This window comes from Streptococcus sanguinis (assembly GCF_001078705.1).
GTDB classification, from domain to species: domain Bacteria; phylum Bacillota; class Bacilli; order Lactobacillales; family Streptococcaceae; genus Streptococcus; species Streptococcus sanguinis_D.
Genome location: NZ_CDMW01000001.1, coordinates 245621 through 266624, shown reverse-complemented (window position 1 = coordinate 266624; position 21004 = coordinate 245621). Strand labels below are relative to the sequence as shown.

20 protein-coding genes and 3 pseudogenes are annotated in these 21004 nt (G+C 44.1%); 7 read left to right on the top strand and 16 right to left on the bottom strand.

Features of this window, described 5'->3' with window-relative positions:
* Positions 1-108: 108 nt before the first annotated feature.
* The 3 genes from SSV_RS01515 to SSV_RS01500 all read left to right on the top strand — a co-directional run bounded on the left by SSV_RS01515 (position 109) and on the right by SSV_RS01500 (position 3926).
* On the top strand, positions 109-750 hold the full coding sequence (locus SSV_RS01515; RefSeq protein WP_072073392.1) for a GntR family transcriptional regulator: 642 nt from the start codon (positions 109-111) through the stop codon (positions 748-750).
* Between the two features lie 246 nt (positions 751-996).
* A complete protein-coding gene (locus SSV_RS01505) occupies positions 997-2187 on the top strand; it encodes a quaternary amine ABC transporter ATP-binding protein (RefSeq protein WP_072073391.1) in 1191 nt (396 codons plus the stop codon).
* 14 nt (positions 2188-2201) lie between these two features.
* Positions 2202-3926, top strand: coding sequence for an ABC transporter permease/substrate binding protein (locus tag SSV_RS01500; protein ID WP_072073390.1), 1725 nt, complete (start codon positions 2202-2204; stop codon positions 3924-3926).
* 75 nt (positions 3927-4001) lie between these two features.
* Here the strand turns inward: SSV_RS01500 and SSV_RS01495 are convergent.
* Positions 4002-4163: pseudogene (locus tag SSV_RS01495) on the bottom strand (family 1 glycosylhydrolase); the annotation flags it as partial.
* A pseudogene (locus SSV_RS01490) lies at positions 4154-4444 on the bottom strand (family 1 glycosylhydrolase); the annotation flags it as partial. The pseudogenes SSV_RS01490 and SSV_RS01495, both read right to left, overlap by 10 nt.
* A gap of 105 nt (positions 4445-4549) precedes the next feature.
* Here SSV_RS01490 and SSV_RS01485 point away from each other — a divergent pair.
* Positions 4550-5422, top strand: coding sequence for an AraC family transcriptional regulator (locus tag SSV_RS01485; protein ID WP_072073389.1), 873 nt, complete (start codon positions 4550-4552; stop codon positions 5420-5422).
* Positions 5423-5543: 121 nt separating this feature from the next.
* Here SSV_RS01485 and SSV_RS01480 read toward each other — a convergent pair whose 3' ends face one another.
* From SSV_RS01480 to SSV_RS01435, 10 genes are all read right to left on the bottom strand, one after another.
* The gene (locus tag SSV_RS01480; RefSeq protein WP_072073388.1) at positions 5544-6215 is read right to left on the bottom strand and encodes a hypothetical protein; all 672 of its coding nucleotides are present in this window, start codon (positions 6213-6215) and stop codon (positions 5544-5546) included.
* A gap of 89 nt (positions 6216-6304) precedes the next feature.
* A complete protein-coding gene (locus SSV_RS12345) occupies positions 6305-6505 on the bottom strand; it encodes a RhtB family transporter (protein ID WP_072073387.1) in 201 nt (66 codons plus the stop codon).
* A 183-nt stretch (positions 6506-6688) separates the two neighbouring features.
* Positions 6689-8071 (bottom strand): CapA family protein, encoded by a 1383-nt coding sequence (locus SSV_RS01470; protein WP_072073386.1) that lies wholly within the window; start codon positions 8069-8071, stop codon positions 6689-6691.
* Between the two features lie 214 nt (positions 8072-8285).
* Positions 8286-9557 carry a TRZ/ATZ family protein gene (locus SSV_RS01465; protein ID WP_072073385.1) on the bottom strand — a complete coding sequence of 424 codons (1272 nt, stop codon included), beginning with the start codon at positions 9555-9557 and terminating at the stop codon, positions 8286-8288.
* Between the two features lie 137 nt (positions 9558-9694).
* Positions 9695-10387, bottom strand: coding sequence for a methionine ABC transporter permease (locus SSV_RS01460; protein WP_002898357.1), 693 nt, complete (start codon positions 10385-10387; stop codon positions 9695-9697).
* Positions 10387-11454 carry a methionine ABC transporter ATP-binding protein gene (locus SSV_RS01455; protein WP_072073384.1) on the bottom strand — a complete coding sequence of 356 codons (1068 nt, stop codon included), beginning with the start codon at positions 11452-11454 and terminating at the stop codon, positions 10387-10389. The genes SSV_RS01460 and SSV_RS01455 overlap by 1 nt, the downstream gene beginning before the upstream one ends.
* Before the next feature lie 249 nt (positions 11455-11703).
* Entirely contained in the window at positions 11704-12576 is an 873-nt protein-coding gene (locus tag SSV_RS01450; protein ID WP_002896572.1) for a MetQ/NlpA family ABC transporter substrate-binding protein, read from the bottom strand.
* A 158-nt stretch (positions 12577-12734) separates the two neighbouring features.
* The gene (gene msrB / locus SSV_RS01445) at positions 12735-13670 is read right to left on the bottom strand and encodes a peptide-methionine (R)-S-oxide reductase MsrB (protein WP_072073383.1); all 936 of its coding nucleotides are present in this window, start codon (positions 13668-13670) and stop codon (positions 12735-12737) included.
* 255 nt (positions 13671-13925) lie between these two features.
* Positions 13926-14315, bottom strand: a complete 390-nt coding sequence (locus SSV_RS01440) for a DUF1310 family protein (RefSeq protein ID WP_072073382.1) — start codon at positions 14313-14315, stop codon at positions 13926-13928.
* A gap of 169 nt (positions 14316-14484) precedes the next feature.
* Positions 14485-15423 (bottom strand): dihydroorotate oxidase, encoded by a 939-nt coding sequence (locus SSV_RS01435; RefSeq protein ID WP_072073381.1) that lies wholly within the window; start codon positions 15421-15423, stop codon positions 14485-14487.
* A 353-nt stretch (positions 15424-15776) separates the two neighbouring features.
* Between SSV_RS01435 and gdhA the strand changes: the two genes are divergently transcribed.
* From gdhA to SSV_RS01420, 3 genes and pseudogenes are all read left to right on the top strand, one after another.
* Complete coding sequence (gdhA, locus tag SSV_RS01430) at positions 15777-17123, top strand: NADP-specific glutamate dehydrogenase (protein ID WP_072073380.1); 1347 nt, start codon at positions 15777-15779, stop codon at positions 17121-17123.
* A 31-nt stretch (positions 17124-17154) separates the two neighbouring features.
* Positions 17155-17640, top strand: a complete 486-nt coding sequence (locus tag SSV_RS01425) for a GNAT family N-acetyltransferase (RefSeq protein ID WP_072073379.1) — start codon at positions 17155-17157, stop codon at positions 17638-17640.
* Positions 17641-17658: 18 nt separating this feature from the next.
* Positions 17659-17805, top strand: a pseudogene (locus tag SSV_RS01420) (NADP-specific glutamate dehydrogenase); the annotation flags it as partial.
* Between the two features lie 50 nt (positions 17806-17855).
* On the opposite strand, the gene SSV_RS01415 reads toward SSV_RS01420, so the two are convergent.
* The 4 genes from SSV_RS01415 to SSV_RS01400 all read right to left on the bottom strand — a co-directional run bounded on the left by SSV_RS01415 (position 17856) and on the right by SSV_RS01400 (position 20877).
* Positions 17856-18224 carry an EXLDI protein gene (locus SSV_RS01415; protein ID WP_072073378.1) on the bottom strand — a complete coding sequence of 123 codons (369 nt, stop codon included), beginning with the start codon at positions 18222-18224 and terminating at the stop codon, positions 17856-17858.
* A gap of 62 nt (positions 18225-18286) precedes the next feature.
* Complete coding sequence (locus SSV_RS01410; protein ID WP_072073377.1) at positions 18287-19189, bottom strand: DUF2268 domain-containing putative Zn-dependent protease; 903 nt, start codon at positions 19187-19189, stop codon at positions 18287-18289.
* A 173-nt stretch (positions 19190-19362) separates the two neighbouring features.
* On the bottom strand, positions 19363-19992 hold the full coding sequence (locus SSV_RS01405) for a DUF4352 domain-containing protein (RefSeq protein ID WP_072073376.1): 630 nt from the start codon (positions 19990-19992) through the stop codon (positions 19363-19365).
* Positions 19993-20013: 21 nt separating this feature from the next.
* The gene (locus tag SSV_RS01400; protein ID WP_072073375.1) at positions 20014-20877 is read right to left on the bottom strand and encodes a mechanosensitive ion channel family protein; all 864 of its coding nucleotides are present in this window, start codon (positions 20875-20877) and stop codon (positions 20014-20016) included.
* Positions 20878-21004: the final 127 nt, after the last annotated feature.

The window sequence follows — 21004 nt, the reverse complement described above, 5'->3', positions numbered from 1 at the left end:
GGCAAGAAGAGGTGGATAAGATGGTCGATTTTACAAAGGGCACTTTTCAATCCTCCAGTTTTATATTATAATCATAGCTATATTCCTGTCGTAAAATTGGAGGTCCTCATGAGCAAAAAAGAAGTCGCATTCCCACGCTACCAGCAGATTGCCGTCGCCATTGCCGAGCGAATCGTTGACGGCAAATATCCTATCGGCAGCAAGATCTATGCCCGCTCTACCTTAGCCAGCAACTTCAATGTCTCCCCTGAGACAGCCCGCAAGGCTATCAATGTGCTGGTAGATCTGGAAATCATGGAAGTCCGCCATGGCAGTGGAGCCTTCATTTCCTCCAAGGAAAAAGCTCAGCAGTTTCTCGAGACCTATAAAAATGTCAACTCTCTGCAGGATCTCAAAAGCAAGCTCCACCAGAGCATCCAGCGCCAAGAGGAAGAATTTGCCAACTTTTCCCAGCTGCTTAATCAGCTTCTCAGCCGAACCAAAGATGTCCAGCAGCGCTTTCCGTTCAATCCCTACGAGCTCCAGCTCTCAGCAGACGCCATCAACCTAGGAAAATCTATCAATGAACTCAATATCTGGCACTCGACTGGCGCTACCATTGTCGCAGTCCAGCAGGGCGACCAACTCCTAATCTCGCCTGGTCCTTATACCAAGCTGGAAGCCGGCAATACCATCTACTTTGTTGGCAACGAATTATCAGTCGGTTTGATGCATAATTTATTTTTTAATGAAATTGAAACAAACAAGTGAAAGAGCGCTTGTTTTTTCTTTGTCAAAAAAACAGAATAGGTAGGTAAATTCGCTATCTGACAAGGTTTTGCGGCTTTCAGAAATATTCTAGAAAATCATCCTCCTTTTTTATAATAGCCGAAAAAGGCCGGTCTGACGGTCTTTTGGGTTTGACAAAGTGACCACACGATGTTATACTGTGATGGTCTTTTAAGTGACAACTTATCAAAATAAACATGTAGTCACTTTTGCAAAAGGAGAAATACGTTGAATAAACTAGAAGTAAAACATTTGACTAAAATTTTCGGTAAAAGGCAAAAGCAGGCACTAGAAATGGTGCAGCAAGCCAAAAGCAAAACCGAAATTTTAGAAAAAACCGGTGCTACTGTCGGAGTTTACGATGTGAACTTTGAGGTTCAGACCGGAGAAATTTTTGTCATCATGGGACTGTCCGGTAGTGGAAAATCTACCCTTATCCGCCTGCTCAACCGATTGATTGACCCGACATCAGGCGATATTTACATTGACGGCCAGGATGTGGCCAAGATGAACGAAGAGGAACTGCGTGACGTTCGCCGCCACAAGCTCAATATGGTCTTTCAGAACTTCGGCCTCTTCCCGCATCGGACCATTCTAGAAAATACTGAGTTCGGTCTAGAAGTCCGAGGTGTTGATAAGGAAGAGCGCACGCGCCTAGCTGAACAAGCTCTAGACAATGCCGGTCTCCTGTCCTTCAAGGACCAATACCCCGATCAGCTCTCCGGTGGGATGCAGCAGCGGGTTGGCTTAGCTCGAGCTTTGGCCAACAATCCTGATATTCTGCTCATGGACGAGGCCTTCTCAGCTCTAGACCCCCTCATCCGCCGCGAAATGCAGGATGAACTGCTGGATCTGCAGGCAGAGCATGAGCGTACCATTATCTTTATCACCCACGATCTCAATGAGGCTCTGCGTATCGGTGACCGCATTGCCATTATGGCTGACGGTCAGATTATGCAGATTGGCACTGGTGAGGAAATCCTGACCAATCCAGCCAATGACTTCGTTCGAGAGTTTGTCGAGGATGTGGACCGCTCCAAGGTCTTGACTGCCCAGAATATCATGACAACGCCACTGACTACCAACATTGACATCGACGGACCAACAGTTGCTCTCAATCGCATGAAAAAAGAAGAGGTCAGTATGCTGCTGGCTGTGGATAGGAAGCGCCGCCTCAAGGGCAGTCTGACTGCCGAAGCCGCCCGTGATGCCCGCAAGCAGCATCAAGCACTGGCTGACGTCATTGATAAGAACGTCCGCAAGGTCACTCAGGAAACCCTGATTACCGATATTTTCCCGCTGATTTACGATTCACCAGCGCCTCTGGCCGTTGTAGATGATAAGGACAAGTTAGTCGGCGTTATTATCAAAGGTCGAGTCATCGAAGCCTTGGCCAATACTACTGAATCTGAAGAATAAGGGAGGTTCGCATTTTGAATATTTTACAACAGCCAATCCCCGTTTCTCAATGGGTTGAGGCCTTTACTAACTGGGTAACTGATACCTTCTCCGGACTTTTCTCGGTCCTTCAAGCTATTGGAAATGCCATCATGAATGGAATGACAGACACCCTGCTCTTCATTCCGCCCCTGCTCTTTATCGCAGTCATCACTATTTTTACCTATTTGATTTCCAAGCGTAAGCTGGGTCTGCCCCTACTCACCTTCCTAGGCCTGCTCTTTGTTTACAACCAAGGCCTCTGGGAAAATCTCATGAACACTGTGACCTTGGTCATCGTCTCCAGTGCCATTTCCATTATCATCGGTATTCCACTGGGGATTTGGATGGCTAAGAGCAATCGCGTCGAAGCAGTTATCAAGCCCTTGCTGGACTTTATGCAGACCATGCCAGCCTTTGTCTACCTGATACCGGCCGTAGCCTTCTTCGGCATTGGTATGGTGCCTGGGGTCTTTGCCTCTGTCATCTTTGCCCTGCCACCGACTGTCCGCTTTACCAATCTAGCTATTCGTCAGATTCCGACTGAACTGATTGAAGCGTCAGACTCTTTCGGGGGCACTGGCAAGCAGAAGCTCTTCAAAGTCGAGCTGCCTCTGGCTAAAAATACCATCCTAGCTGGGGTCAATCAGACCATCATGTTAGCTCTGTCTATGGTCGTTACTGCCTCTATGATTGGGGCACCAGGACTGGGCCGCGGCGTTCTCTCTGCCCTGCAGCATGCCGACATCGGTTCCGGATTTGTCAATGGGGTGTCGCTGGTTATCCTGGCCATTATCATTGACCGCCTGACTCAGAAGCTCAACCAACCTCTGGCTAAAAAATCACCGGTCACTGCCAAGGAAAAACGCAACAAGATTATGCTCTGGTCTGCTCTGGCTGCTGTCATCCTGACAGCCTTTGTCGGAAATCAAGTGACCAAGCTTCAGCAAAGCAAAAAAGAAAAGGTCAATCTTGCCTATGTTGAATGGGACTCCGAAGTTGCCTCAACCAATGTCGTAGCGGAAGCTCTCAAGGAAATGGGCTACGATGTCACTATCACACCGCTGGACAATGCCGTTATGTGGAAGTCCGTTGCTAATGGCGAAGCCGATGCCATGGTTTCTGCCTGGTTGCCGACTACACACGCTGCTCTCTATGAAGAGTACAAAGACAAGCTGGTGGACTTAGGGCCAAACTTGGAGGGCGTTAAGACAGGGCTAGTCGTACCAAGCTATATGGATGCTGACTCTATCGAAGACCTTTCAGACCAAGCCAAGAAAACCATCACAGGTATTGAGCCCGGCGCTGGTATCATGACCGCGACTGAGAAGACTTTGCAAGAATACAGCAATCTCAGTGGCTGGAATCTTTCTTCTTCCTCAACAGGAGCTATGACCACTGCTCTGGATCAGGCTATTAAGAACAAGGAAGATATCATCGTAACCGGCTGGTCACCTCACTGGATGTTCTCCAAGTACGACCTCAAATACCTCAAGGATCCCAAGGGAACCATGGGCGGCAAGGAAGCTATCCACACTATTACTCGAAAAAATCTAGACAAGGACTTACCAGAAGTCAACAAGGTCCTAGACAACTTCAACTGGACCCAGAAAGACATGGAAGAAGTCATGCTTAAGATTAACGAAGGCAGCTCACCAGAAGCTGCAGCCAAAGAGTGGATTAAAAACCATCAAAAAGAAGTCGAAAGCTGGAAGAAATAAAAGTATAGAAAAAGGGATGAATCAAAAGATTCATCCTTTATTTTATAAGGAGCCATTCTATTTGGTTTAAGTCATTCAATCCTGATAGAGACTGTCTCCATTCGTCGCGATGACTTCTTTGTACCAATCAAAAGATTTTTTCTTGTGGCAGGCTATAGTTCCGCTACTGTCATCGTTGCGGTCAACGTAGATAAAGCCGTAGCGCTTGCTGAGTTCTGCCGTGCTGGCTGAGACCAGACAATAGAAATCCGATAAACCTTGAAGCCCATCTCAGCAAAGAGAGCAACGTCCTCCTTATAGCGATGATAGAAATCAATCCCTTCCAGCTTGAGATTATCTGCTGTCGGCCCCTCAGTAATCAAAGGATTGCGGTCACCTGGCTTGGCTGGCACTCCGCCTTTTGGAGTCACATCCTGAACAGACAGGCCTTTCCCATCCAGATTATAGGCACCTTCATACTGGTTGGCTGCAGTTGCACCACCCCAGAGGAAATTCTGCGGAAATTTACCCATTTGCATTTTCTCGCTTTCGTTTTTTTTATATTTATATTATAATAGTTGTCAAACATATTTTCTAACACAATTATCTTAATAAATTGTACTATTCTATGAAAGAGTGTCCCCATGATTGATTTAGGCCAACTACATAAAAATACCGTTTTTAAAAACCAAGGAACCCCTTATTCTCTGACCCGCACCATCACTGAGAATGGTCATCCAGATATTCTTTTCCACTGGCATACCGATGTTGAAATGATTTATGTCCACGAAGGAAAAGCACAATTTCATATTGACGACGACTACTTTAACAGCGAAAAAGGTGATATTATCCTGATTCGCCCCAATGCCTTGCACTCTATCCACCCCATCAACGACGAGCGCCATTATATGGACGCCATTAATTTTCACCTAGATCTGATGGGCTACTCTGCCATGGATCAGGCCAGCATCAACTATCTGCAGCCACTCTACAATGGTCAGTTGGACTTGACTCATGTGATCAAGCCCAATGATACAGCCTATACGGAGATTCGTCAGTGCCTCTTAGCAGCTATAGAAACAGGCTATTTCCGCAAATCTCACTACGAGTTTCAGCTCAAAGCCCAACTCAACCAGCTCTTCTACCTGCTCTTTGAGAACGGCTATGTCATTTCCAAAGACCTATCACCAGAAGGCTACCGCAAGGAAGAAAAGATTCGCTCCATCATTGACTACATCAATGCCCACTACCAAGAAGACCTGAGTATTGACCAACTGGCTGGCATCTGTGGCTACAGCTCCACCCATTTCATGAACTTCTTCAAGAAGCATCTGGGCGTTTCATGCATTGAGTACCTGATTCAATTCCGCCTGCGCAAAGCAGCCGAACTCCTGCAACACTCCAATCTCTCTGTACTGGAAATCTCCAGCCAAGCTGGCTTTAATAACCTGTCCAACTTCAACCGCCAGTTTAAAAAATACTACCAAATGACACCAAGCCAGTATCGGAAGAAATGAAGCGCTAAATTAGAAAATAAAAAAACGAATACCTGCTAAGCTAAGTGAACTTGGTGGTATTCGTTTTTTGTAATGCTAATATTATAAGAAGGATAGAAACAGCAACATGTTTTGTAAGATATTATTCTAGATCTCGGTCCCTGCCTTCTGAGCCATAGACTCTGTGATAGGCTTTGACATAAAAAGATATGGGTTTATCTGATTCGTTTTGGACAGTGATATCTTGATCACTGTCGCTTACACTAAAAACAAACGCTCTATTTTGGGTAAAGTTGACATCAATGCTATAGCTTTCGTTAAACTCAACACCTAAATCGGATAAAGCCTGTTCGTTTGGGATTGTTATCCCCCCATCCTTTTCATTAGAGTAGTGAACAGACTTTTTTTCTGCATCATAAATATACTCATTTTCACCTATCTGCTCTCTCAAATAAGAATCGTATATTCTAATTTTCCCATCTGTTTTATCTTTAAATTTTAAAACACTGACTCCTGAACCCTTTATTAGGTCAAGATAAGGCTTTTTAATCTTTACATAAACAGCTTCGCCTGGCTTTAATTTGACTAATTGATAGGAGCCGCCATGATCTTCTTCGCCAAAATAAACAAGATTCCAAATCAAAGTTCCCAAAAAGAGTAGACTAATCACTTTCCCATAAATGCTTTTGTAGAAAGGTTTCTTTATACAGATATAAACTATCCATGAAACAATAAAAACAACAAAGATAAACAAGAGTGGTAAAAAGTGAATTAAAAAGTCCATTAAAAGAAAAAGTTGTTCAAAAAAATTCATATTTCGCCTTTCTTTAATTTTCAATCAATGTTTAGTTTTAACCAACAAGGATAAAGCCAGTCCCTGTCATTTCATTTGGATTGTTCTCCTTACCAACTCATCATTTCTATACTAGCAAGTTCAGCAGGAGATTGAAGAGTCCTAACCAAAAGATAGCTAGCAACAAATTGCGTCCCTGCTTTTCCTTGAAGAAATTTCTTCTCAGAAACAGGCAGAAAACCAGCAAGACCAAGGAGCAAACTAGCAACAAAAACAAGATAAACATGGGTATAACATACAAAAGCAGCCACAAACCAAATTGCATTTCATTTTCTTTCTAATAAAATAAGTCAAAATAATAGACGAGCTCGAAGCGGTCAGTTTCATTCATTAACAGTTCTATAATCCTTTTTAATTATAACAAAGTCCTCGACTTTAAAACAGCAAAAACCAGATTGGCAAATCCAATCTGGCTAAACTCATATTCAAGTAATTTATTGCTCCGGCCAATTCAGTCCAACATGAGAATTCATTTCCTGATAGGCGGTATCAATCCGTGCTCTGGTTTCTTGATCCAGTTTGTCTCGATACTTGCCACCTTCGACAAAGTCGTCCAAAATCCAGGTTTGGTAAGTGTATAAAGGTAGACCGTCTGCCGAAGTAGTGCCCTTTTCAACTCGGCTGACCCAGCTCGGATGAGCCTGAGCACTTTTTATCTGCGTGCCCTTTGGTGTCTTTTCAATGGTAACGTCCATCAGCACTCCTCGCTCGGTCCAATGGGCATTTTCAATTTCCTCCATGGTTTCGATGCGCTGATTGGAAATGAAATTCCCCATAGAATACATGATCAGCTTCTTCTGGCCATCTTTCTCTAAAATCTCAGCTGGCTCAACCACATGCGGATGCCCTCCAAAGACGATATCTGCTCCCCAGTCGACCATTTTATGGTAAAGAGTCATCTGCTCCTCTGTCGGCTCCAGCTGGTACTCTACCCCCATCTGAGGCATAACAACCGTGATGTCCGCTTCCTTTTCTGCCCGCTCAATCTCCGCCCGCATCTTTTCTTCATCCAAATCGGACAGGCGATCATCATAATCTTCCTGACTGAGAAGCCCCTCCATGCCATTGTAGCCATAGGAGTAAGCCAGCAGTGCAATCTTAATGCCTTTGACTTCCTTTATCAAGAGCGGTGCCTGACTGCGGCTTTCGTGCGGATAAACACCGATGGGAGTGATTCCATCTTTTTCAAAAGCCTGAGCTGTAGTGAAAACTCCCTCCAAGCCAGAGTCTAAAATATGGTTATGAGCCAGGTCCATCACCTGATAGCCGGTATCCTTGATTGCTGGAACTACGGCTTCCGGAGCATTAAAGAGCGGATAGCCATTTAGGGGATAGTCCGGCCGAATCGTGCCTTCAAAGTCCCCTAAGACCAAATCTCCCCGCCGAAGCCATTCTTTGGCATAGTGGAAATTCTCAGAAAAATCGTAAGAGCCATCTTCTTTCTGAGCACTCAGATAGAGGCCGTCGTGATAAAGCAAATCCCCTGTCGCCATGATACGAACCGTCTGATTCTGAGAGGGATCCGACTGCTGCTTTTTCTTACTAGGCAACAGAAAGGAGAAATCCTGCACATGCTCTGATAAAAGGATTAAGCCAGCCGACAGCCCTACAACTGTCAAAAGCACTCCGACAAACTGCCGATTGCTAAGTTGTTTTTGAAAGAACTTAGGACGAGGAAGCAGCAACTTCTTAATCCAATCCCGCCAGGCTTGGTAGGCATCTGTCAGGAGAGTATGCTCTGCAGCAAAACCCGATATCTTTTTCCAAAGTTCCTGAAAAAAAGTCTGAATCTTCTCCCAAAGAAATTTTTTATCCATCACATCTCTCCGCTTTTTCTTGCTTGACAATAGCGCATCAATCTTTACTATATTGTACTATTTTTATCACCAAAAGGAAAGAAAAGCAAAAAGCAGGAGAGGGAGAAGCATGCTACAATCTTCAAATTGCGGCAATCTCTCCCATTCTCCTGCTTCATTTTCTATTTTTTCAAATCTAAGAGCTGATTGCTGAGATAAAACTCGGCTTTCATTCTTACCCAAAACTTCCTACATCAACGGTCAGCACTTGGCCGTCTCGGACGACCTGCTGTCCTGCAATGTAGACATCCTGAACATCGCTACCTTTGACTGCGTACACTAAATGCGACAGCATATTTTCCAAAGGATAGAGATGAAGTCGTCCCTTAGGCTGAATGACAATGAAATCGGCTTGTTTGCCCGTTTCCAGACTACCGATTTTGTCCTCCAAGCCCAGCGCCTTGGCTCCTTCAATAGTCAAAGCTTTCAAAGCCTGCTCAATCGTAAACTGGGTCGCATCACCTGCCCGCATTTTCTGAAGGAGAGCAGCTGTCCGACCTTCTTCAAACATATCCAGATTATTATTGGAAGCGACAGAGTCCGTCGCTAAGCCAACGGTCACCCCAGCGACTAGTAAGTCTGTCACTGGAGCTACACCAGAAGCCAGCTTGAGGTTACTGATAGGATTGTGGGCGATGCTGACTGGAGAAGCCGCCAAATCCGCAATCTCTGACGGATTGAGCTCAACCCCGTGAGCAAAAATGGCTGGCTGCTCCAAGTAGCCCAGGCATTTTAAGAAAGCTAGAGGCCGTTTACCATAGCGCTCCAGAATGATTTTATTTTCTTCCTGGGTCTCTGCCACATGGATATGAAGCTTCAAATCCAGCTCACGCGCTAACTCAAGACTTCCCTTGAGCAGAGCTTCATCACAGGCATAAGGCGAATGAGGCGCCACCATGACCTGAAAATCTTCATCATTATAGGAAAGGATTTTCTCAATAATGTCCCGAGTACGAACCAGAGTCTCTTCTGCAGTTTCCGCCTCAGAGCTAAAGAGTGTTGGTGAGAAATAGCAACGCATACCAGACTGCCGCACAGTCTGATAAATCCGGTCAATCTCTACTCCCTGAGGATTATACATGTCGTTAAAAGTTGTTGTTCCTGACAGCAGCATTTCAGCCAGAGCCAGCTGGACAGCCTCGGTCGTTAGATTCGATGTGAACTGACTTTCTGCCGGCCAGATATAGTCCTCTAGCCATTCATGCAGATTACTGTCATCACGAATCCCACGCAGCAAGGCCATGGCCGAGTGAGTATGGCAGTTGACTAGCCCTGGCATGATCCAAGCCCCTTCATAATCCACTGTTTCACTGCATTTCCCTAGCCAGGCTTGATCATAGGGACCGCAGTAGGCAATGCGGTCATCTTCCACGACCAACAGCCCTTCCCGGTAAACATGAAATGCGCTGTCACAGGTCACTAGATTGACATTTGTATAAGCTTTCATCCGCCATATCCTCACTTTCCCAACACTTGACTTCAAGAGATTTTAGCTATTATAACAAGCCTAATCTAATTGCGCAAGTCTTTTAATACAATTATGGCATAAAAAAGAGCCCCAGCTGAGGCCCTAGTTGTCAATCATTATCTATGACTAATCTTCCGTGTCAGGAAATCCCCAACAAACTGAATAAAGAAGATGAGCAGCAAAATAAGAATAGTCGCAAGAATGGTCACATCATGGTTGAAACGCTGATAACCATAAGTCAGAGCAACATTTCCCAGTCCACCAGCACCAATCGCTCCCGCCATAGCGGTCTCACCAACCAGAGAGATGAGCGTAACAGTCGTCACCCGAATCAAGTCCGGCAGACCTTCCCGCAGGTAAACACCGACAATGTCCCAGAAAGTTGCTCCACTAGCCTGCGCCGCTTCAATGACTCCTCGGTCCAGTTCGGATAAGACCACCTGAACCTGACGGGCAAAGAAAGGAAAAACAGCCAGCGAAAGAGGCACCAAGGCCGCAGTCGGGCCAATCCCAGTTCCCACAATAATCCGAGTAAAGGGATTAATAAGGGCTAGGAGAATGATGAAAGGAATAGCCCGGAAGATAGAGGTAACCTTGTCTAGGACGAAAAAGACAAGTCTATTTTCCAAAATACCTCTCGGCCCTGTCAAGACGAGCAAGAGACCAGCGATAAAGCCTAGAATCCCTCCGATAAAGAAAGGAATGATGGTCATATACAGGGTCAGGTAAATAGCTGTTCCCCAGCCAGCCTGCCCAGACCAGCCCATTCTATAAACATTGGGCATAAATTGTTGAATCAGCTGTAGCATTAGTTACTCCCTTCTTTCAGAACATGCAGCTCTACTCCTGCTTCGCGCAGACTTTCCTGCACCGCCGCCAGTTGCTTGGTCTCTCCAGATAAGATAACGACCATTTCTCCGACTGGTACATGGTCTAAAATCTCAATATTGGCGTGAAGAATATTGGCAGATATTTGATACTGCTTGTAAATGTCGTTTATAATGGCTGTGTCCGTTACCACACCTGAGTATTTCAAATGTGCCAGAATAGAATTTTCCGGCAGGTTTTGCACAATCTTTTGCTGGTTGATTTTAATCATGGCCTCATTGATACCGGTTGCGGTCGTAATGAAGTCTTGGGTCAGCTCATTCTTGGGATTAGAGAAAATATCCAGAACTGAGCCTTCCTCAATCAGTCGGCCATTCTGCATAACCGCTACCCGGTTGGCAATGTCCTTGACAATCTGCATTTCATGGGTAATGAGGACAATAGTCAGACCCAATTTTTGATTCAAATCCTGCAATAGAGCCAAAATTTGCTTGGTCGTCTTAGGATCCAGAGCAGATGTAGACTCGTCCGAGATTAGGATTTTGGGATCATTGGCCAAGGCTCGTGCAATGGCTACCCGCTGCTTCTGACCACCAGACAGCTGAGCAGGATAGTTATCCGCCCGATCTGCTAAGCCTACCAAGTCTAAAAGCGTATGAACTTTTTTATCTTTTTCAGCGGCTGATAAAGGTGAATGCTTGAGCGCAAAGGCAACATTTTCCTTGGCCGTCATCTGTGCCATGAGGTTAAAATGCTGGAAAATCATCCCGATATCCTTACGCTTTTGGCGCAGCTGCGCTGCAGTAAGTTGAACCTGATGATGATCATAGAAAACCGTATCATCCACCGTAATCTTACCAGCAGACGGCACCTGCAGCAAGTTAATGACACGGACCAGAGTAGATTTCCCGGCACCAGAATAGCCTACAATTCCATAAATATCACCCTGATTAATATGAATGGTCACATCTTCTACAGCCTTAATGTCTTGCTTTTTTTGCTTAAAAACGACATCAATGTGATCCAATTTGATAATTTCTTTGCCCATAATTTCCGATTCACTCCTTGATTTGTCCAATATGTGATGTATCCTCTGTAGCCTTTTAGTTTGATTTCCGTCTGTCACTTGACTAGGGAAATGTGATGCCATAAGCCGCAATCTTTACCGACTTAACCCAAAGCCAGATACTGTTCAAACTAAATGACCATAATAGCAGATAAAGGGCTGGAGAAGCTAATCTCCGCCCTTCTTAATCATTTCATTTATTCAATACAATGACCTTCTGCTGGAAAAAAATTACCAAACTGGCTGATCCATACCATCTGATGATTCTTCAATAACTTTTTTCACTTCATCAGTGTGGTAAGCCTTGATAATTTTTTCAATTGCGTCAGCCTTGTCTGATTTCTTCCAATCTGGTTTCGCTGCAATCAGGTTATACCATTGTTTTGAGTTTTCATTGGCTTCTTCTTTGAAGAGGGCCTTCTTGTAGTCAATACCTGCTTCGCGGACGAAAGTATTATTGACAACTGCAGCATCTGCTGAAGTCAGAGAAGCTGGCGTTTGAGAAGCATCCAACTCAGAAATTGTCAGATTCTTCTTGTTTTCTTTGATGTTGGCAACAGTCGCAAGTTCCTTACCTTTAACATCAAGCTTGATCAAGCCAGCTGATTCAAGAAGATAAAGAGCGCGGCTCTCGTTTGTCGCATCATTTGGAACAGCAATTGTACCATTTTCTGGGATGTCTTTCACATCTGTATATTTATTTTTGCCGTCCTTTGTACCAGAGTAGAGACGAATAGGAGCGATATAGGTATCCGCAACAGACACAAGGTCTGCTCCCTTCTCTTTGTTCCAGTTTTCAAGGAAGTTGTAATGTTGGAAAGCGTTGATATCCACATCACCGTCAAGCAGAGCTTGGTTAGGCTGAGAGTAGTCGGTAAACTGTGTATACTCTAATTTAACGCCTGCATTTTCTTTGTCAAGAATCTCTTGAACCTTGTTCCAGCGCGCTTCTTCTGTATCACTCAGGCTCATTACCCCAACCTTGACGGTTACAGGTCCGTCTGCTGATTTGCTCTCCTTACTAGAAGAGCCTCCGCAAGCTGCCAAACCCAAGGCTGCAAGGCCGACTAAGCCGACTGAAAAGATTTTTTTCAAATTCATCATTTATTCTCCTTTAATGGATAAAATTCTAAATCTTCTATTTTATAAGATTACTTCTCATTTTACCATGTTAAAGGAGACTTGGCTTATATAAATAATTTATCGCCGTGATAAAAAAAATATATGACTGATTGAAGCATTTGAGTTGATTTTATGCCCTTTTACTGCATGAAGGTCAGCAGATAGCCGTATCCTTCTGCCTTCATTTTTTCTTTTGGGATAAATCGCAGAGCTGCTGAGTTGATACAGTAGCGCAAGCCGCCTGCTGCTTCTGGACCGTCAGTGAAGACATGGCCCAGATGGGCATTGCCAGAACGGCTGCGCACTTCGATCCGCTCCATGCCATGACTCTTGTCTTCATAGTATCGCAGAACTTCTCTGGCAATGGGTCGGCTAAAGCTAGGCCAGCCGCAACCAGACTCAAACTTGTCTCCAGCAAAAAAGAGAGGCTCACCAGTCGTCACATCGACATAAATTCCTTCTTCAAAAGTGGCATTGTAAGCATTCTGGAAAGGGCGCTCTGTCGCACTGTTCTGGGTCACTTGGTACTGCTCTTCCGACAGCTGCTCTTTTAGTTCCGCATTTGTAGGTTTCTCATATTGGCCAGGATCGACCAAGGGCTGATAGGCATCATTGACATTGATATGACAGTAGCCACCGGGATTTTTCTTGAGATAATCCTGATGATAGTCCTCAGCTAGGACATAGTGGCGCAAAGGCTCTAGCTCAACAGCAATCTTTTGTCCCAGCTGCTTTTCCTGCTCAGCAAAGACCTGCTCAATGACCGCCTTATCGGCTTGATCCGTATAGTAAACGCCCGTCCGATACTGACGCCCCACATCATTTCCCTGCTTATTGACCGACAGAGGATCAATGACTCGGAAATAATAGAGCAGGATTTCCCGCAGGCTGACCCGCTCTTCATCATAGATTAGATGAACTGTTTCTGCATGGTCCGTCTGGTGAATCAGCTGGTAGTTGGTTGATTCCACCTGCCCATTGGCATAGCCCACTGTCGTTTGCTCCACACCCTCAATGCGGGAGAAGTACTCTTCCAAGCCCCAGAAGCACCCACCTGCTAAATAAATTTCTGCCATAAAAACACCTCATTTCTTTGCGTCTATTTTCTCATAAAAGGAGTAAATTTTATAGTGATTCAACTCAAAAATGATTTCTGCTACTGACTGTAACTACTATTATACAGGCAGAACCTCATCATATTTATTTTTTTGCTCGCCGGCAACTTGCTTCACTTTTTTAGCCATATTAATCTTTTACTTCACCATTAAGAGAATTATCGTTATCTTCAATCATAACCGTCTGCAGATTTTATTCATTCACATATTTTTTTCTCATTTAACGTTTTCCTTTAACAAAGCTGATAATTTAGGTGATACGGTATAGCCATATGTTTCATAGTCCCCATTGTCATTTTTTATCAATCCAAAATGAAAGTCTAATTCTTTATTGTTATTAAAATACAATCGAACCATCAGGCCTCCCGTCGGATTGTATTCTAATGTCTCAGTATCAATTTCATAAGATTGAATAACTCCTTCTCTTGTTAGAGCATTAGGATCATTCGCTCTCATATGTTCTTCATAAACCTTTCTTGCTTCTCTACTAGTCGCAATGCGTATCATCTTTTGCTTCTTCTGGTTTTGATACATACTAAATCCTATGATAATCAGTCCCGTAACTATTAGAATACTGAGCCCACTCCATAAGAATATTTTATTCATCGTAATTTCCCCTTCAAATATCTTATCAATTTATTTTATTTGTAGTATAACACAGTTTTAGGATATCCTTTAAATGGTGGAGGTCAGTAGTTCTCAGATATTATCATCGCTTTCAAAAAAGATTGAAGAAAGATACATCTTTCTTCAATCTGAAACAGTCGTATTTTAATTACTCCTCAATATACTTCAATTTTCCTCGGAAATCTTTCAGACTTTCATAGCCTTTTTCTTCCATAATAGCCTTGAGTTCTGAGGTGATGCGTTCGAAAGCTGCCACTCCTTCTTTATGAAGGGTTGTTCCTACCTGCACCATACTGGCTCCACAGAGGATATGCTCAAAGGCATCACGCCCTGTCAGGACACCACCAGTACCAATGATTTGGATTTCCGGTTTCAGGCGTTGGTAAAAGGCATGGACATTGGCCAGAGCAGTCGGCTTGATATACTGACCTCCGATACCTCCAAAACCATTTTTGGGACGAATGACCACTGACTCATCTTCTATATAAAGACCGTTTCCGATTGAGTTTACACAATTGACAAACTTGAGCGAATATTTGTTAAAAATCGCAGCGGCTTGATCAAAATGCACGATGTCAAAATAAGGAGGCAGCTTGATACCCAGCGGCTTGGTGAAATAAGCAAAAACTTCTGACAAGATCTTTTCCGTCGTTTCAAAGTCATAAGCAATCTGTGGCTTGCCAGGGACATTGGGGCAGGAGAGATTGAGCTCAGTAATGCCTCTAAAACCACTTGCCTGCACTTTTTGGAGAATGGCGTGGGTTTCTTCTGGCGACATACCGACCAAAGAGAGGAAGAAAGTGCGATTTGGTTCACTTTCCTGGAGTTCCAGCAGATAGTCAAGATAGTAGTCTAAGCCATTGTTTGGCAGACCCATGGAGTTGATAGACCCCAGCGGAACATCCTGATAGCGCGGTTCTGGGTTCCCCTGACGAAAGTCGAGCGTCGCCGTCTTTGTCACAAAGGTTCCTGCAGCAGAATCTTTGACTTCCGTCAGTTCCTCTTTTGTCATACAGGCAACCCCAGCTGCATTCATCAGGCAGTTGTCAAATGCAAAACCAGCAATCTGTGTAGATATCGAAACCATAGTAAAACGCTCCTTTTTCTTCTGAAGGCGAGTGCCTTTAGCTCATTTCCTCTATTATATCACCAAACTCCACTTTTTCGTTTTTTAAACCGGCAATTCCTGACTAATGTTCGGAAAACATCCAGTTCGATCAGTCGGCTTTCTGAAATATTTCAGAAAACAAATTGTGGAAATTTTTAGAAAATTCAACTTTTTTCTTTACAAGGTAAAAAAAGTCTGCTATAATGTTCCATGTAATAAAATATGACATTTAAAAGATGCCTGTTTTAAAGATTTAAATACATCCTCGTCACACAAGTTGCAAGCAGCTTCCGACAGGATGCTTTACTATTTTATTTAAAGGAGAATGACAGATGACAACTGCTAAAGAATATATCCAAAGCACTTTCGAGACCGTACAAGCCCGCAACGGACACGAGGCAGAATTCCTCCAAGCTGTTGAAGAGTTTCTCAATACTCTGGAGCCTGTTTTTGAAAAACACCCAGAATACATCGAAGAAAACATCCTAGCGCGTATTACTGAGCCTGAGCGCGTTATCAGCTTCCGTGTTCCTTGGGTAGACCGCGAAGGTAACGTACAAGTCAACCGCGGTTACCGCGTACAATTCAACTCAGCAGTTGGCCCTTATAAAGGCGGACTTCGTTTCCACCCAACTGTAAACCAAGGTATCTTGAAATTTCTCGGATTTGAGCAAATCTTTAAAAACGTCTTGACCGGCCTGCCAATCGGCGGTGGTAAAGGCGGATCTGACTTTGATCCAAAAGGGAAAACAGATGCTGAAGTGATGCGCTTCTGCCAAAGCTTTATGACAGAATTGCAAAAACACATCGGTCCATCTCTTGACGTTCCAGCTGGTGATATCGGTGTCGGCGGACGTGAAATCGGCTACCTCTATGGCCAATACAAACGCCTTAACCAATTCGATGCTGGTGTCTTGACTGGTAAACCTCTTGGATTTGGCGGCAGCTTGATCCGTCCAGAAGCAACAGGCTATGGCTTGGTTTACTACACAGAAGAAATGCTCAAGGCTAACGGCCAAAGCTTTGCTGGCAAGAAGGTGGTTATTTCTGGTTCTGGTAACGTAGCCCAATACGCTCTTCAAAAAGCAACTGAGCTTGGTGCAACTGTTATCTCTGTTTCTGACTCAAACGGTTATGTTATTGATGAAAACGGTATCGACTTTGACCTCTTGGCAGATGTTAAAAACAAGCGCCGTGCCCGCTTGACAGAATACGCCGCAGAAAAAGCAACTGCTACTTACCATGAAGGTTCTGTCTGGACTTACGCTGGTAACTATGATATTGCTCTGCCATGTGCGACTCAAAACGAAATCAATGGTGACGCAGCTAAACGCTTGGTAGCTCAAGGAGTTATCTGTGTATCTGAAGGTGCCAATATGCCGAGCGACCTGGATGCTATCGCTGTTTACAAAGAAAATGGTATCTTCTACGGACCTGCCAAAGCTGCCAATGCTGGAGGTGTTGCTGTATCCGCTCTGGAAATGAGTCAAAACAGCCTTCGCCTCTCATGGACTCGTGAAGAAGTTGATGGACGTTTGAAAGACATCATGACCAACATCTTCAACACAGCTAAGACTACCGCTGAAAAATATGGTCTTGGCAAAGACTACCTGGCTGGTGCTAACATCGCTGCCTTCGAAAACGTAGCAAATGCTATGATTGCGCAAGGTATTGTTTAACTAGTCGATACATCCTATCGGAGGACAAATCATGAACTTACGGCCAATGGAAGTGAGAGACAATCCAGCTGTTGCGCAGCTCATTCGAGTCAGCCTAGAAGAATTCGGGCTTGACAAACCAGGAACTGTCTACTTTGATTCTCATCTAGATCATTTGGCCGACTATTATCAACATCAAGAAAGGGCAGCTTACTTTGTTCTGGAAGATGAAGGACAGCTCGTTGGCTGTGGTGGCTTTGCACCTGTGTCTGATAAGATTGCCGAATTACAAAAACTGTATGTCACTAAAAACAGTCGTGGCAAAGGTTATTCCAGTCGGCTGATAAAGCAGATATTCCAAGAAGCCCGCCTAGCAGGTTATGAACAGCTTTATCTAGAAACCACTACTAAACTAGCTACGGCCGTAGCTGTCTATCAACACTATGGTTTTACATCATTGAAACAACCGCTTTCTAACGCTGCTGGCCACCCAGCTATGAATATCTGGATGATAAAATCTCTCTTACCAGATGAATAGATGCCAGTATACTCTGTCCGTCTCAAGGACATCCTGACCAACATCCTCAACACAGCTAAAACTACCGCTGAAACTTACGGACTTGGCAAAGACTACCTGGCTGGTGCTAATATCGCTGCCTTCGAAAACGTAGCAAATGCTATGATTGCGCAAGGTATTGTCTAAGCACTATCAAACTAGAATAAATCCGACTGCTTATAAAAGCAGCCGGATTTTTATATATCTAATTTTTCAAAAAATTTGCCTGATGCCTGCTTTTCTTTTAGCTTCTCTAACAGCTCATTCTCCAGGAAAGGACTTAGTTCGTCAAAATCTTGACAAACCTTAAAGACAGTTTCTCTGTCCAACTGGCCATAAGTTAGTTCATAATAGTCCTTATTATGATGCCAGTTCTGGTCATAGTTGACATCTGTCCGTTGATAGTAAACAATGTTTTGCTTCGGTGTCAGGTAAATCTTCTGCGTCAGAATGCTTTTCTGATCTTTGGAGAGCTTGCTGCGGCTGAAAATTTTAACACCTTGAAAAATCTTGCGCTCATGGATACCTTGATTTGTGACTTTTAATTCAATTCTTTTATAATGCATACTGATACCTCCAGAAATCACCTACATTATATCAGGTTCTGGTAGATTTTCAAGCAAAAGTGTCATTTCCAAAAGTCTTTAGTCGCCTCTAAAATCTCTGCCGTTGGTGTCACCGTAGCCTCAATAATGCTCCTGCCAGTCTTTTTTAGATAAGCTTGTATCAGATGATAGCCATAAGCATAGCCTGCAGCATAGGGCATTCCAACCGGTATTTGACCTTGAATCTCAGCGATTTCATCACCGTAGAGATAAGGAGCCATTTCCGCCATCCCCGTTAGCTGAAGCTGACTTGAGATGATGGTCTTAATCTCTTCTAACTGCTCGGAACTAGTTGAAGTGACCCAAGGTCCAATGAGCTCTTTGCCATAGAGTTCAGCAGCAAAAGACTCTGCCAATCCTTCACTGACTAACCAGTCTGCTAATGTCGTCTGCTGGTTCCATTTGATAAATTGGAAGCGGACATTATGATTGCACTCGTGGGCCAGCGCCGCCTGCACTCGTGGTAAAGTATAGTCATTTGGTAGCAGACTAAGCATGAGGTAGCCGGGAATTCCTCCATCTCCACTGTAACCCTTATTAAGCTGTAGCATAGATTTTTCTGGGTTGCCCAACAAAATAGTAAAATAGTAATCCTCAACCTCTAAGTCATAGCCAGCCTGCTCGAAAAAACCGATACTCCTCTTGATGGTATCTTGACAATTTTGCCAGAGTTGATCAGAGCTAAGAGCATCAATAGCCGGTCTATCCTTTTCTGACAGAGTGCTGGGTAGCTGATTCATAAAGCCAAGTAGGAACAAAGCATCAAATCCTCCGGGATACTTCGCTTTCAGAGGAATGTGTTGTGTTTGATATTTTGTTGCAAAAGGTGCTAAAATCTTAGCCCGAAAACAACCTTCTCTCTTTTCTAAAGACAGCTCGAGCATCTCTTGATAAACTTTATCAGAACGAATGATATTGACTTGCATGGTAATCTCCTTTTCTAATTTTCACCAGTATACACCCTCCTCTAAGGTCAGAATCAAGAAAAAGATTTGAAACTTTCGCCTCAAATCCTCTTTTATCTATACAGTTTGCTGCCTCCACTTTCAAATCTAGTGAGGAAAGTAGCAAAGGTGTTAATGTGATGGGATAATATTCCCTATTGCTCCTTCTTTTTCTCTTGCTTTGGCTTGTTTTTCTCCTTTTGCCACTTAGCATTTTCGTAGGTCACGGTATAAGTATCCTCATCGCCGCCTTCCCCGTCAAATACCAAGTCAAAGCGGATGGACTTGCCTGGCGCCAGATTGGTGCCGATTTGTGTATTGTCAAAGGTTGAGCCATCCAAAATATAGACATTTTCCTTCTTGTCATATAGTCCAAAGTCATAAGGACTGACCAGAATAGGCTTTTTAGAAGTATTTTCAACCGTGATAGTCGCAACGACAGCTACTCCTGTTGACTCATCGCTCATGACTCTCTTGCTGTCTTCCACTGCCGAATGAACTGTCACCTTAAGTCCACTGGAAAATTCAACTGTTTTTTCAAAAGCATGGCTGTTATAGGACTCTAAAGGCGAGTTATGGTAGCCTGTGAGGGACTTGAGATGGTCATTTTCCTCCATGAGGCCAATCGTAGTGATGACGAGGAGAATGCTGAGCAAGGCCAGAAGAAAGATGATAATACCAGACACCAGAGCTGCCCAAAAGAGCCCCTGCTTGTGGAGAGGACGTTTTAAACGGTAAACAAGATTGTCCTCACTGACAATCTCATGCTGAATTCGCTGATTCATATGGACCTTTCTAATCAATAATTACTCGCCTTTTGTAAGAGGCCCAAGCGTTGGGAGTTCAATCCCCTCTCGCAAAAGCGCTTCATGGTAAAGACGGTAGAAGATATGGTAAATAGCAATCTGCATACCTCCCTGCACTATCATGCTGATACGGAAGTTAAACTGACCATTTGAAGCCATCTGCGGACCCAAGATATTCGGTTCCTTGAGAATCTCTGGATGTTCTGGCACGGCTTCTTCATTGACCTTGGCAATGATGCGGTAAATCTCGTCCAAATCCGTCTGGGCATAAATAGGAATGTCAATCAAGACCCGCATATCTCCTCGAGACAGATTGCTGACAACCATGATATTGCGGTTTGGAACAAAATGAAGCGTTCCATCCGCGTCCCGTACCTGCGTCGTCCGAATCCCAACACTGATTACTGTTCCAGCGATGTTGATAGGACCGTTAGTCAGGCGAACATTGTCACCGACATCTAACTGTCGCTCGAGAAGGATAAAGAAGCCATTGACCAGATCCGACAGGAAGCCCTGGGCTCCCATCCCGATGGCCACCCCGGCAATCCCTGCACCAGCCAAAAGGCTGGAAACCGGCAGCCCCAAGATGGATAAAACCCAGTAAATCAAGAGGAAATACAAGACATAATTAAGCAGATTCTCAATCAGACGGGTAATGGTTTTCTGTCTGGCTACATCCTGCTTGGATAGCTTAAGAGAGGGGGCAATGATTTTGGTCACTGACAAATGCAGGATTTTCTTAATGATGTAAAATAAGATAAAAAGCAGAAGTAAAGAGACCAGCTTGGAAAAAAGGTTATCTGCAATCTTGCTCCAGTCAAACTGCTGGATATAGCGGGAAAAGACATTTCCGGTCTTAGACATAGGCTACCTCCAAAAAGATTACTACCATTATACCACAAAGACCAATCAGCGCAGACATAGAATGGTTAGTCCGACCTAGCGTTGCTTTCACCCCCTTTCTATCGTATAATGAAATAAGTATCTAAGA